The following is a 12,671-nucleotide window of genomic DNA, read 5'->3' as shown; positions in this document are numbered from 1 at the left end:
GCAGAGTGTCGTTTTCCTCGGCCCACGAAACCTGCCCGGCAGCGAACTCGGCTCCTGCGACGGTGCGCCTAGTAAGGCGCGGCTCCGAACACCCCGCCGCCAGCGATGGCAGGTCCTACTACCGGTGCTCTGTAATGCAGTGTTGGACGGATTTCCGCTGCCCGCGCGAACCAAACTATGGGTCGCCGCGCCCAAACAAGCTAAAAGGCCGACGAGCTGGGGAGTCGTTGGCACTGCGCCGCCCCGCCTCATACGTGAGCAAAGGTCGGCTCGCCAAGACCTCGTGAGGTGGCGGGCCGACGCGCTTGCCCGCGTTGACGGTTACGCAGCAGCCGTCGCCAGTAGTGTTGGACGAGCGAATTTCACTTGCCATTCACGCACCCAGAATGAGCCGGAATCGACAGGTTGGGGTAATCCTCCTAGGTACGCGTCGAATGCCCGGAAGGCATTGTGCCGCAGGGTTTATGGGTACAGACCAGCCGTTTTCTAACTCGCTGCGGTTATCGGCGCCGAACTAATAGTTTTGCGATCTGGGCGGGTTCTTCGGCGTGACCCATGTCCGGGAGCTGCCTGGTGGTCACGTTCGCCGTGAGTCTCGCTACGACCACGAGACATCAACTACCGGATGCGCGACGATAATTGGCCGCTCGCCGCGCGATGATGCGGGCGCCGGTAGCATTCATGCGCCAACGAGCGAGCTCGATGGAAACACCGAAGCGCAGCGCCACCTCGTCGTCGGACGCCTTCTGGCGCGCGAGCCGGCGGGCCGCGTCTGAGGGAACCAAAAGTTCGGCCGAGATTTCGGCAGCCTCGTCCTCCTGAAGCCTGTCCGCCGTACGGCAGCCGCGCTCGTTCACCAGGCTGGTGTCGAACTTGTGTTCGCCGATGACGTGCGCCATCTCATGGCTCATCGTCGAGCGTCGGCGCGCGAGGGGGTGTGCGTCGTTCTCGATGATAATCGCACCGTTGCGGTGCGGGAGCAGGGCGCCCGAGAATGCGTGCGGGCGAACGTTGTGAAAGTGATCCCGGACTGCCTGGTCGAGCGGCAGCGACCCAAGGGCAAGAACTCGCACACCGTAGAGCTCCGCCAGTTGCCATGGATCGAGCGCCTGCATGGTGTCTAGCCCCAGTTCGGTGCGTACTTCACCGGCCAGCCGTTTGCAGGCTGCCTTATTGATGGTGCGCTTGCCGGTCACGCCGGATCCTCCCGGGATGCATGCATGTGCTTCACGGTCGCTCGAATGACCTCTTCAAGGTAAGCCACGTCCTTCGCGTCTAGGTCCTGGCGCGCCCGCAACAGCGGCGCAAGCTGGGTAACAAGATCTGGCTCGGACTGACTGCTGGTCGGCCTATCTGCATCGATCATGAAGGTCTCGGCGGGCATCTTGAGCCAGCGCACCAGCGTTGCGAAGCCGTCGGCGTCGGGGCGCTGCTCGTTGCCGATGCGCGACAGTAAGGACGGGCTGGTGCCGATCTCCTTCGCTAGTTGGCGCCAAGACCAGCCCCGCGCAATGCGCTCGGCATCGAGGGCTGCGTAGAGCCCTGCCGTGTCTATCTTTGTTCTCGCCATGCGGTCCTCTCGCGCTCGAATTGTCCCTGACCTATGCAAGTGTTGCATTGTCGGTGCACTGCTTGAAAGTTGACGCGCAGTGTCCTACAGTCGAAACAGCGTTGCGAATCTGAGACAACACCGACCCGGAGTGCCCGGAGATTGGATGAAGACCATGACTGCTGCGGACGCGGTTGCGAACAAACCGAAGATCTTCAAGATCATCGTCAACACCAGGGAGGTGTCGTGGACCGAGAAGAAGATCAGCTTCGAGCAGGTTGTTGAACTCGCCTTCCCTGGTCAGCCCTATGACCCGGCGGGAACGCTCGTCGAGTACAGCCGCGGCCACGGGCCAGACCACTCACTGCGCCCGGGGAAGAACGTTGAGGTCAAGGAGGGCATGGTCTTCGATGTCGAACCCGCCAACCGCTCCTGACGAGCAGGTCGCTCGGTTGGTGGCCGACGGCTACGACATGGTGCTCGCAAGCGGCCACCTCGTCGTGCGCCAGTTGCCGTACGCCGCACCCTCCGGGCTCCGCAAGGACGGCCGCCTCGTTCTGCCGGTGACCTACTCCGGCGGCGTGGTCAACGATGCGAGTGGTGATCACCGGATATGGTTCGCCGGCGAGGAACCGCGCGACGGGCTAGGTCAGCCGCTCGGAAGTGGAGGCCAAGGGCGCGGTTTCGGGAATGGCGAGGCGGCTGACTACATGTTGTCGTTCAAGCCCCCCAGCGGCGCCTATACCGACCTACACGCAAAGATTCAGCACTACGCGCACATCCTGCTTAATGCGGCCCGACAGATCGACGCTTCGGTCCGCGCTAAACCGTGCGGCTCGTTTCAAGTCGTGCCGGATGATCTGCCTCTGGTCTACGCGGATACCAACACGACCCGCGCAGGGTTAGCGAATTTCAGCAACCTCTTCCGGGGCCACACGATTGCCATCGTGGGTGTCGGCGGCACTGGGAGCTACATCCTGGATCACGTCGCGAAGACCTGGGTCGACCGGATCATCCTGATCGACGGTGACCAACTCGAGACGCACAACGCGTTCCGCGCCCCCGGCGCTGTAGCGCATGACGAACTTGAGGCTAAACACAACAAGGCTGAATACTTCGCACGTGAATATTCCCGGATGCACGCGGGGATCACGGCCCACCCCGTCGCACTGACAGCCGACAACCTGAACCTCCTCGAAGGTGCAACCTTCGTATTTCTTGCCGCTGCCGACGCTGAGGCGAGACCGGAGATCATGCGCTCGCTCCGAGACCGGGGAATACCGTTCATCGACGTCGGGATGAGCGTTCGCGAAGGCGAGGGCGGTCTTACGGGCATGGCCAAGGTCACCGCATACCTGCCGGGCGACGAGATGACACTGCCGACGAAGCCTGCGCTTCCGCCAGGCGAGGATGACTACAACAGCAACATCCAAGTCGCCGAGCTTAACGCGCTGAACGCAACACTCGCGGTCATCCGGTGGAAGCGTTACATCGGCTTCTACGCGACGCACACGCCATATAACCAGAGCGTGTACAAGTTGTTCCTCAACGAGCTGCGTAATGAAGACATCGAATGAGGCTTATCGATCATTACACTGCGCACTTCGTTGACTCCTTCCCGGCGTCGATGGCTCCGGGGGTTCTCTACATCTCGACCGCCTATTCGACCGCTGGGCACATATGTCCCTGCGGCTGCGGTCGGGAGGTGGTCACCAAGCTGTCCCCTGCCCGATACAAGATCATTTTTGACGGAGAGGTGTCACTGAAGCCGTCGATCGCAGCCACGGGGCTGCCGTGCAAATCTCACTACTTCATCACTCGGGGGCAAGTCGAGTGGCACAAGAAGCTCGACGCCACTCAGACCGCCCGAGCGCAATCGGCCGATCAACGAGCAACCGCGGCGCAGCGGGCGGCAACTCAGAATGCGCGACTCAATCGGTGGGCGCGAATCTGGCGACGGTTCCGAGGCTAGCGCCTAGCGTCGCCTACACCAGCCCGAAGCGCAGACGCGGTCTCCGTTTGTTCGGCGATCAAGACCAAGAATCGACCGGATCCGGCCAGTCCGAGGACGAATCAGCCCGGAGCTCATACCACCAGCGAGCAGCAAGAACAAGCAGTCTCCGGAACACGTCTGAGCTCACAGTTCCGAATCGATCGGTCGGGGGTTCGCGCAGTGCCGTACTTCGGCTAGCTGGCTGGCTCCGCAACTGAGCGACCTCAACGCTGGATTGTCCTATGCGGTCCCACCAACCGGTGAGTAATTCCGGAGTCCCGGTCGCACGGCAGCCCGGAGTTCCCTAGGCCGCTAGCCGCGTGGTGATGGCGGCGTATTCGTCGATTTCCGTAGGCGCTGCGCGGTGAGACCTGGTCGGCGCCGACGTCTCAGCCTGTCCGCCGCGGTCACGCTCTGCCGACCCGCTTTCCCCACCATCCGCGACGACTTGTTTGCTGGCTCGACACCGCCCCAGCAAACGCGATTTGGGAACGGATTTGGGAACAAAACTCTACGAAACCCCCCGAAATCGGTGCAACGAGGCAATACGGGCTGAACCACATACCCCCTCTGACCTGCGCATATGAGACTTAGCGACACTCCAGAAATCCCCGTAAGCCAGCTCATAACCCAGAGGTCGCAGGCTCGATTCCTGTCCCCGCTACCAGGTAAACGGCCCCCGGAAATCACTCCGGGAGCCGTTTCGACATCTTGGTCTCGTGCCTCCGATGTCGGCACCCTGTAGTACCGGCATTCAGGCAGTCCGGGCTTGGAACTCCTCCAGTCGCCGCTCGATGACCGTCCCGGCTGGGAACGCCGAAGCGATCGTCAGGTTGTCGTCGACGACGTCTGAGGCCCAGTCCTGTGGCCACCCGCCGTCGGCCAGGCTTGTACGCATCGCGATGATCAGTTCGTCGCGACTGAAACCGACTTCGACGACCTCCGCCGTTGTGGTCGCGCGGTGGGACGCCACACCGGCGAAGCCACGGCCGCATCCGCAGCCGCCGTCAGGGTTACGCCGGTCTCGGTCGCACGGTTCCTGGACCCACACGAGTTCGCCTGGGACGCAGTAGTTGTAGTCGTTGCTGCGGGTGCCCTGGGTGAGTTCTGTCGCCACCAGAATCTTCATTTTCCGACCTCCTACGCGGTTGGTGCCGACGTTACGAGTGCCCACCGACAGCTCGGGTGAGGGCGCAGCCGGTGCATCGCCGCGGCGACACCTAACCGCATGGCCACACGTCGGTCACCGTCAACCTGGACACGATCCCGGTCTGGCGTGCCGGTCTATCCGGTCCGTCTGCGCCGCCCAGCCCGCGTGGCGAACGCATCGAGCGCGCTGAGGACTTCTGGTGCGCGCCATGCTCTGTTGCGGGCGCGGTCGGTGAACTCGATGATTATTCCGGCGGCGGTCAACGGGTCGACATATCGGCGGGCATTCCCGGTCGTTATGCCAAGTTCACGCTGAAGCAGCCGCGCATTGAAGACCGGATGCTGGATGAGCAGGTCGGCGACCCGATGAACAGCTGAGTCCCGCCGCGCAGCGATCCTTGCATCCCACTCTTCACGAATTGATCTGAGGTCGGTGACCAGTCGGCGTCCGTTCGCGACCGCGAGCAGCGACGCTTCCGAAAGCCGCTCGACCATGGGGGCGGGATCACCGTCGCGATAGGAGCCCAGGGCGCCGAAGTAGGCATCGGTGTCGGTGAGGAGCCCGGCCGAAACCGGGACGGTGATCTGGCGGGTGAGTCGCTTGTGCCGCAGCATCGCTTGGATCAGTGCGCGGCCCGTCCGGCCGTTGCCGTCGGTGAAGGGATGGATGGTCTCGAATTGTGCGTGAGCGATGGCGATCTGGGGAAGGCTGGGCACATCGGCGCGATTGGTGAAGGCGAGCAGATCCTCGATGGCGCCGGGGACGCGAGTGTGGTGCGGTGCGATGTAGTCGGCGCCGCGGGGGCCGAAGCTTCCACCGCCGATCCAAACTTGCTCGGTGCGCCAGTGTCCAGCTGAGACGGGATCGCTGTGGTGCATCAGGGCGGCGTGCATCGCGAGGATCGCTTTGTCGTCGAGTCGGTCGGCCAGCGCGACCGCAGCCTTCATGGCTTCGGTATTGCTCACGATCAGGGCCGCATTGCGCCGGCTGGTGTCGCCGAGCGCTTCGGCTTCGGCGATCGCTCGGGCGGAGGCGGTTAGATTTTCGATGTTCGAACTCGCCGCGGACTCGGAGCGCAGCAGGACCGACGCGAAAGGCGCGATCTCGTCGCCGAGTTCTGCGTCGAAACGTGTGATCTCATTGCTTGCTTCTTCCGCATCGGCCAGGACAGCCGCGGGAAGCGAAACGGTGAGTTCGGCGATGGAAGCGGGGACGGCGGCTTCGTAGTCTCCGGCTTGTCGCTGCGCTGCCCGCAGGTCCGCGAGTCCGTAGCCTGCTTCGACCGGTGCGTCCCACGTCAGGGTCTCGTACGTGAGCGCGGTGCCCCCACTGGCTGATGCCACCCCCCAAGGATAGCATCACTTGAGAAGTTAAGTGATGCTATGCGGCGGTCACTGACATCGCGTGTGAGCCAGGGCTGCTTGTGGTGGCCGCCTGAAACGCGAGGTTCCACCCGACCGGCCGCCGCGACGGCACAGCGATGCCTCACGACAGTCACCGTCGCCAAAAGACCGGTGCGTAGCCGCCTGCGGATAGATGATGCGAGCGTGAAAACTCGAAGCCTCGACGAGATCCGCGGCGCGCTGGAGCACTGCTACGACGCATTCGGCGTGCTGTGCACCGACCTCAGCGATGACGAGTGGCAGGTCCAGTCACTGTGCCCGGACTGGAGCGTGCGCGGCGTCGTCGACCACGTCACCAGCATCGAAGCCGTCATGGCCGGGTGGTTGCCCGAGGACGACCAGACACCACCGCCGTTCGAGCGGGCCGGCGAGTTCCTCGCTGACGAGACTCCGTACGTCGACAAGGTGCATGGCGTCTACGACCGTCGGCGTCGTGATCTAGCCGCCTTGACGGACAAGGATCTGGCCCGCCCGTCCTGGATGCCCGTCGGCCCAGGCACGTACGGTCGCTTCCTGGCGATCAGAGTCTTCGACTTCTGGGTGCACGAGCGCGACATCACCACGCCGCTAGGCCGCCAGACCGACGACGGCGGCGTCGCGGCGGAGATCGCACTGCAACAGGTGGAGAACTCGATCGGCTACATCGTCGGCAAGAGGGTCGGCTTGCCCGACGGCAAGAGCCTCACGTTCGACCTCACCGGCCCGCTCACCCGGAAAATCCACGTCGCCGTCGACGGACGGGCCGCGCGTGTCGACCACCTCGACGACCCCGACGTCACCGTGACAACCGACTCCACGACGTTCATCCAGCTCGCCTGTGGACGCATCGACCCGCAGGAGCAGATCGACTCCGGTGCGATCAGCTGGACGGGTGACGACGAGCTCGGCGACCGCGCCGCCCGCAACCTGAGGTTTACGATGTGACCAATTGCCCTGTCTCCGTTGACTTCCACTTCGACGTCATGTGTCCGTTCGCGTACCAGACGTCGCGGTGGATCCGCTCCGTGCGCGACCAGACCGGCCTCGAGGTGAACTGGCGCTTCTTCAGTCTCGAGGAGATCAACAGGCAGGAGGGCAAGAAGCATCCGTGGGAGCGAGAATGGTCCTACGGCTGGTCGATGATGCGCATCGGCGCGTTGCTGCGCCGGCAGTCGATGGCCGACGTCGACGCCTGGTACGAGCGGGCGGCGCGGGCGCTGCACGTCGAAGGGCACAAGCCGCACGAGAAGACCGTCGCCCGGCACCTTTTGAGGGAGCTGGGATTCGACCCGGGATTGGTCGATGAAGCGATTGCGGACCGGACGACGAGCGACGAGGTGCTGGCCGACCACAATCGCGTCGTCGACGCGGGCGGCTACGGAGTGCCGACATTGTTCTTTCCGGACGGCCAGTGCCTGTTCGGGCCGGTGCTGATCGATCCGCCGGTCGGCGTGGCCGCGTTACGGTTGTGGGATGCCGTCGTGGCGTGGACGGAGTTCCCGCACCTCTATGAGCTGCAGCGTCCGAAGACCTCGGCTGACCAGCAGGCGATCGCTACGACGTTCCGCCCGTACCTCGAGGCCAGAGACTGGGTATCGATCAACCGCGGCAAGGTGGTCAGCCTCGACGAGCTGAGTTGAGCGGCCGGATCACGCGCTGTCACGGCGGTGGAGCCGGAGGTGGCGGGGGTGGCGGCGGTGGCGCCAGCCACGGCAGCACTATCGGCGGCAGTCCCGGGATTTCGACGATGTTCGGGGGTGGCGGGGGCGGTGCCTCCCCTGACGGCGGCGCGCTCGGAGCGGCAGGGGCACTCCGAGGAGGCGGCTGGTACACCGGCGCGGGGACGTACCCGGTGCTGGTGTTGATCGTGATGATCGTACCGGGAATTGTTGTGCCCTTCGGAGTCGTGCCGACGACGCTGCCCTTCGCGGCGGAGCTGTAGACCGCAGTCGGTTGGTCTGCGACCTGAAAGCCTGCCTCGGTCAACTTCTTTCGTGCCTCATCGAGCTTAAGCCCGGCCACATTGGGTACCGCGCCGCCGGGGCCACCGTCGACGTAGCGCGGATCGGTGGGGGGCATGGCGATCGGGCCGAAGTCGGTGGCGATCGGCTTCATCGCCGTGAACCAAGTGCGGGCCGGTTCGGTTCCGCCGTACAGGTCTCCGTCACTGCACTCGCGCAGCGGGCTCGAGCACAGACCGGACGGAGTCGGGGAGTCGTCGAAGATGTAATTCGCGGCGGCGTACTGATTGGTGAACCCGAGGAATGCCGAGGACCGGTGTGACTCGGTGGTACCGGTCTTGCCCGACATCGGCAGATCCCATCCGACAGAACCCGCCGCGCCGGTGGCGGTTCCGCCGATGTGGTCCTTCCCCAACGCATTGGCCATCGTGTTGGCGAGCCCCTCGGGAACAACCTGCTCGCATGGCGCCGCCGCGAGGGCCACCTCGTGGCCGCTGCGGTCGAAGATCTTGTCGATCGGGCTGGGCGGGCACCACACTCCTCCCGAGGCCAACGTCGCTGCCACGTTGGACAATTCGAGCGCATTGAGCTCCAGCGGGCCGAGTGTGAACGATCCTAGGTTCTGCCGCTTGACCCAATCGGCGATGCTGTCGTTGGTCTCGGGCTCGTACACGCGGGCGGTGCCCGGCTCGGCGTAGGATCGCAGCCCGAGCCGGACCGCCATGTCGATCGCTCGGGGCACGCCGATCTGGGAGATCAGTTTGGCGAACGCGGTATTGGGTGATTTTGCCAGCGCATCAGTCACGTTCATCTGGCCGGCGTACTGGGACACGTTCCTCACACACCACGTCTTTGGCGGGCATCCAGGTTCGGTGGTGTCGCCCAGGCCGGTGGCCCGGAACGTCTGCGGCACATCGAGGGTGGCGTTGATGCCCATCCCCATCTCCAGCGCGGCGGCCGTGGTGAAGATCTTGAAGATCGAGCCGGCACCGTCGCCGACGAGAGAGAACGGCTGCGGCTGCACCGTCTGGCCGGCGTTGGCGTCCAGCCCGTAGCTGCGACTGTCGGCCATCGCGAGGAGGCGGTGCGCGTCCTTGCCGGGCCTGATCACGCTCATCACGCTGGCGACGCCGACGGCGGCGGGGTCGGCGAATTCGTCGACGGCGTTCTTGACGCTTTCCTGGACCTTCGGGTCGAGGGTGGTGCGGATCAGGTAGCCGTTGCGGGCCACGTCCTCCACCCTCAGACCCGCCCTGGCCAGGTACTGCAGCGCGTACTCGCAGAAGAACGCGCGATCACCGGCGGCGATGCAACCCTGCGGCAGCGCCGCGGGTTGCGGCAGTATGCCCAGCGGTGCGGACTTGGCGGCGCGGAGTTCGTCGGCTTTGTCAGGCAGGTTCTCGATCATGGTGTTGAGCACGACATTGCGCCGTTCCAACGCGGCATCGGGATAGATGTACGGATCCAGCGAGCTGGGGGAGCGGACCATCCCGGCCAACAGCGCAGCCTGCTGCCAGTTGAGGTCGCGGGCATCGATGCCGAAGTAGGTCTTCGCGGCGTCCTGAACACCGAACGCACCGTTGCCGAACGACACCAGGTTCAGGTAGCGGGCGAGGATCTCCGCCTTGGGGAGCGCGGCGTCCATGGCCAGGGCCGCCCGGATCTCGCGGAGTTTGCGTGCCGGGGTGTTCTCTACCGCCGTGCGCCGGTCCGCACTGGTCTGCGCCTTCACCAGGAGGTTGAAGTTCTTGACGTACTGCTGCTCGACCGTCGACCCACCCCGGGTGGTTTCGGCGCCCTGGAGATAACCCGCCAGGCCGGTCAGGGTGCCCTGCCAGTCGACGCCGTTGTGCTCACTGAAACGCTTGTCCTCGATCGAGATGATCGCCAGTTTCATCGAGTTGGCGATCTGATTGCTGGGAATCGCCCAGCGGCGCTGCTCGTACAGCCATGCGATGGGGTTCCCTGCTTCGTCCACCATGGTGGAGACGGTCGGCGCCGCCCCCTCGAGCAGTTGTGTGAATTCCTCAGTGGCCGAGTCGGTTACGCGCATGAACGCCGTCCCGGCACCGCCGACGAACGGGAACATCAACGCCGCCGCGAGCAGCCCGGCGGCGAGGCAGCAGCCCGCCAGCCTGGCGAGGGTTTCCCGCTTTGCCCGGCGCTGGTCGCGCATAGCGCCAGCTTAGGACGGTTCACGGGACCTGACAGCGGATTGCAGCAGTCCATCGGTGTCGTTGAGCCCGGCACCCGCTGGTGCCACAATCGATGTATGGATTCGGGCCCGCGGGGCCGGGAACCGGTTGGACTCCGCTCTGACCTCGACACGCTGACAGCGACGTGCCGCGTATTCCGTCGGCTTCCGCCCGATGAGCGACCAACCAGGGAGGCATCATGACCACCCTCTACGCGGTGGCCGGCGTCGTGGCGCTGACACTGCTCTGTCTCGGGTCCAGCCTGCGCGTGATCCAACAGTTCGAACGCGGCGTGGTGTACCGGTTCGGGCAGGTGCAATCCCGGGTGCGCGAGCCCGGGCTCACGCTGCTTGTCCCAGTCGCTGATCGACTGCAGAAGGTGAACATGCAGATCATCACGATGCCGGTACCCGCCCAGGACGGCATCACGCGCGACAACGTGACCGTACGGGTGGATGCGGTCATCTACTTCAAGGTGGCCGATCCTGTGCGGGCGGCCGTCGACGTGCAGGACTACAAATCGGCCATCGGGCAGGTCGCGCAGACGTCGCTACGGTCGATCATCGGCAAGAGCAACCTCGATGACCTGTTGTCCAATCGGGAGCACCTCAACCAGGGCCTGGAGTTGATGATCGACAGCCCGGCGCTGGGCTGGGGAATCCACATCGACCGCGTCGAAATCAAGGACGTGATCCTGCCCGACTCCATGAAGCGGTCGATCGCCCGCCAGGCCGAGGCCGAGCGGGAGCGACGGGCCAGGGTCATCACCGCAGACGGCGAACTGCAGGCCTCCCAGAAGCTGGCCGCCGCGGCCGGGGTGATGTCCGAGCAACCCGCGGCACTGCAACTGCGGCTTCTGCAGACCGTCGTGGAGGTGGCGGCGGAGAAGAACTCGACCCTGGTGCTGCCCTTCCCCGTCGAACTGCTTCGCTTCCTGGAACGGTCGACGCCGCAGGCGCAGGGCGAGAGCTCGGCCGGCGGTGACGCGTCGCGCCCGGACACCGACATTCCGGCTGCGCTGACGGCGTCGCTCTCCGGCATGTCGTCTGCACTGACGCAGTCTCAACGCGAGGCCGAACTGGCGACCTGAGGCCGCAAACCTCGGCAGCTTCAGAACTCCCGAAGCGTGTCACGCAGAGTCGTCTGCGTGTACTCCGTGCGCACGACGCCGCGCCGCTGCAGTTCGGGCACCAGGCCGTCGGTGACCTCGATGACGTGTCTGCGGCTCACGCCTTGGTTGTGCAGTGTGATGAGGAAACCGTCGCCGCCGACCTCGTCCATCAGCCATTCCATCTCATCGGCCACGGCCGACGGCGTACCGATCAGCGGATAGGACGACGAGAACTCGGCGGACTCGTAGACGAGTTCCCGCAGGGTCTTGCCCGACCCGGATTGCTGGAACTTATCCAGCGAGCCCTGCTCGCCGTTGGTGGTGAGATGCGGCAGCGGCGAGTCGAGGTCGAACTGGGCGAAGTCGATATCGGTGATCGACGAGAGCAGCGACAGTGACTGTTCGGCGAATGCCTGCGAGGTGACCATTCGCTCGCGCCGCGCCATCGCCTCCTCGGTGGTCTCGCCCAGCGTCGGGATCACGAGGTACATGACCTTGACCTCGTCGGGATTGCGACCCTGGGCGGCCGCCCGGCCACGGATGTCCTCGCGATACGCCCGCATCCCGTCGACGCCTTCGGCGAGGGTGATGATCGCATCGGCGTGCTTTGCCGCGAAGTCCCGTCCCCGCGGCGACCCGCCGGCCTGCAGGAACGTCGGCCGGCCCTGCGGGGACGGCGCGGTGTTGAGCGGGCCGCGGCACTTGTAGTACTTGCCGTGGAAGTTGATCTCGTGGACCTTCGTGAAGTCGGTGTGCACACCGCGTTCGCGGTCGACGACGACCGCGTCCGGCTCCCACGAATCCCACAGCTGGTAAACGAGATCCATGTACTCGTCGGCCATCGCGTAGCGGTCTTCCCGCGGTGGCAACTCGTCGAGGCCGAAGTTCTGCGCGGCGGCGTTCTCGGCGCTGGTCACGATGTTCCAGCCGAACCGGCCGTTCGAAATGTGGTCGATGGTCGAGCACAGCCGCGCCAGCAGGAATGGCGGATATCCCAGCGTCGACAGCGTGGCCACCACACCGAGATGCCTTGTGGCGGCGCTCATCAACGTCGCCAAAGGCGCCGGGTCGTGCTTGGGTACCATGCCGAACGCGTGCTTGAGGACCGCCTCTTTGGTGCCGCCGAAAGCTTCGGACACGGCGAGCTTGTCCTCCATCATGATGAAGTCGAAGCCTGCGCGTTCGAGGTTCTTGGCCATCTCGACGTAGAACTGCCCGTCCCACGGCGTACCGCCGGTCTGTTCGAACGGCCCCGTCCACATGTCCGAGGTAAAGTTCATGAACCAACCGAGATGGAACTTCTTGTCTTTCACCGGAGAATCACTACTTT

The 12,671-nt window shown here is 64.7% G+C and carries 12 protein-coding genes; 6 read left to right on the top strand and 6 right to left on the bottom strand.

Features of this window, described 5'->3' with window-relative positions; genetic code table 11:
* Positions 1-614: 614 nt before the first annotated feature.
* Together G6N30_RS13555 and G6N30_RS13550 are read right to left on the bottom strand one after the other, a co-directional pair.
* Positions 615-1,196, bottom strand: coding sequence for an ImmA/IrrE family metallo-endopeptidase (locus tag G6N30_RS13555; protein WP_197906142.1), 582 nt, complete (start codon positions 1,194-1,196; stop codon positions 615-617).
* Entirely contained in the window at positions 1,193-1,570 is a 378-nt protein-coding gene (locus tag G6N30_RS13550; RefSeq protein WP_134053580.1) for a helix-turn-helix domain-containing protein, read from the bottom strand. The genes G6N30_RS13555 and G6N30_RS13550 overlap by 4 nt, the downstream gene beginning before the upstream one ends.
* A gap of 145 nt (positions 1,571-1,715) precedes the next feature.
* On the opposite strand from G6N30_RS13550, the gene G6N30_RS13545 reads away from it, so the two are divergent.
* The 3 genes from G6N30_RS13545 to G6N30_RS27455 are packed head-to-tail and all read left to right on the top strand — an operon-like array spanning position 1,716 to position 3,521.
* Positions 1,716-1,985 (top strand): multiubiquitin domain-containing protein, encoded by a 270-nt coding sequence (locus tag G6N30_RS13545; protein WP_134053578.1) that lies wholly within the window; start codon positions 1,716-1,718, stop codon positions 1,983-1,985.
* The gene (locus tag G6N30_RS13540) at positions 1,960-3,126 is read left to right on the top strand and encodes a ThiF family adenylyltransferase (RefSeq protein WP_163687564.1); all 1,167 of its coding nucleotides are present in this window, start codon (positions 1,960-1,962) and stop codon (positions 3,124-3,126) included. The genes G6N30_RS13545 and G6N30_RS13540 overlap by 26 nt, the downstream gene beginning before the upstream one ends.
* A complete protein-coding gene (locus G6N30_RS27455) occupies positions 3,123-3,521 on the top strand; it encodes a ubiquitination-like system serine protease family protein (protein WP_220097767.1) in 399 nt (132 codons plus the stop codon). The genes G6N30_RS13540 and G6N30_RS27455 overlap by 4 nt, the downstream gene beginning before the upstream one ends.
* A 775-nt stretch (positions 3,522-4,296) precedes the next feature.
* Here the strand turns inward: G6N30_RS27455 and G6N30_RS13535 are convergent.
* Positions 4,297-4,671, bottom strand: a complete 375-nt coding sequence (locus tag G6N30_RS13535; RefSeq protein ID WP_134053574.1) for a DUF7715 family protein — start codon at positions 4,669-4,671, stop codon at positions 4,297-4,299.
* 155 nt (positions 4,672-4,826) lie between these two features.
* Positions 4,827-6,035: a Fic family protein gene (locus tag G6N30_RS13530; protein WP_134053572.1), complete on the bottom strand. Its 1,209-nt coding sequence runs from the start codon at positions 6,033-6,035 to the stop codon at positions 4,827-4,829.
* A gap of 204 nt (positions 6,036-6,239) precedes the next feature.
* Between G6N30_RS13530 and G6N30_RS13525 the strand changes: the two genes are divergently transcribed.
* Both G6N30_RS13525 and G6N30_RS13520 read left to right on the top strand, forming a co-directional pair.
* The gene (locus tag G6N30_RS13525) at positions 6,240-7,019 is read left to right on the top strand and encodes a maleylpyruvate isomerase family mycothiol-dependent enzyme (RefSeq protein WP_134053570.1); all 780 of its coding nucleotides are present in this window, start codon (positions 6,240-6,242) and stop codon (positions 7,017-7,019) included.
* Positions 7,016-7,714, top strand: coding sequence for a mycothiol-dependent nitroreductase Rv2466c family protein (locus tag G6N30_RS13520; protein ID WP_134053568.1), 699 nt, complete (start codon positions 7,016-7,018; stop codon positions 7,712-7,714). The genes G6N30_RS13525 and G6N30_RS13520 overlap by 4 nt, the downstream gene beginning before the upstream one ends.
* A gap of 19 nt (positions 7,715-7,733) precedes the next feature.
* On the opposite strand, the gene ponA2 is transcribed toward G6N30_RS13520, so the two are convergent.
* On the bottom strand, positions 7,734-10,211 hold the full coding sequence (ponA2, locus tag G6N30_RS13515) for a transglycosylase/D,D-transpeptidase PonA2 (RefSeq protein WP_134053566.1): 2,478 nt from the start codon (positions 10,209-10,211) through the stop codon (positions 7,734-7,736).
* A 218-nt stretch (positions 10,212-10,429) separates the two neighbouring features.
* Here ponA2 and G6N30_RS13510 point away from each other — a divergent pair, with 218 nt between their 5' ends.
* The gene (locus tag G6N30_RS13510; protein WP_134053564.1) at positions 10,430-11,320 is read left to right on the top strand and encodes an SPFH domain-containing protein; all 891 of its coding nucleotides are present in this window, start codon (positions 10,430-10,432) and stop codon (positions 11,318-11,320) included.
* Positions 11,321-11,340: 20 nt separating this feature from the next.
* On the opposite strand, the gene G6N30_RS13505 is transcribed toward G6N30_RS13510, so the two are convergent.
* Positions 11,341-12,654 (bottom strand): NtaA/DmoA family FMN-dependent monooxygenase, encoded by a 1,314-nt coding sequence (locus tag G6N30_RS13505; protein ID WP_134053562.1) that lies wholly within the window; start codon positions 12,652-12,654, stop codon positions 11,341-11,343.
* Positions 12,655-12,671: the final 17 nt, after the last annotated feature.

Origin of the sequence: Mycolicibacterium litorale (assembly GCF_010731695.1) — a bacterium.
GTDB classification, from domain to species: domain Bacteria; phylum Actinomycetota; class Actinomycetes; order Mycobacteriales; family Mycobacteriaceae; genus Mycobacterium; species Mycobacterium litorale.
This window is presented reverse-complemented; position numbering and strand designations above follow the sequence as displayed.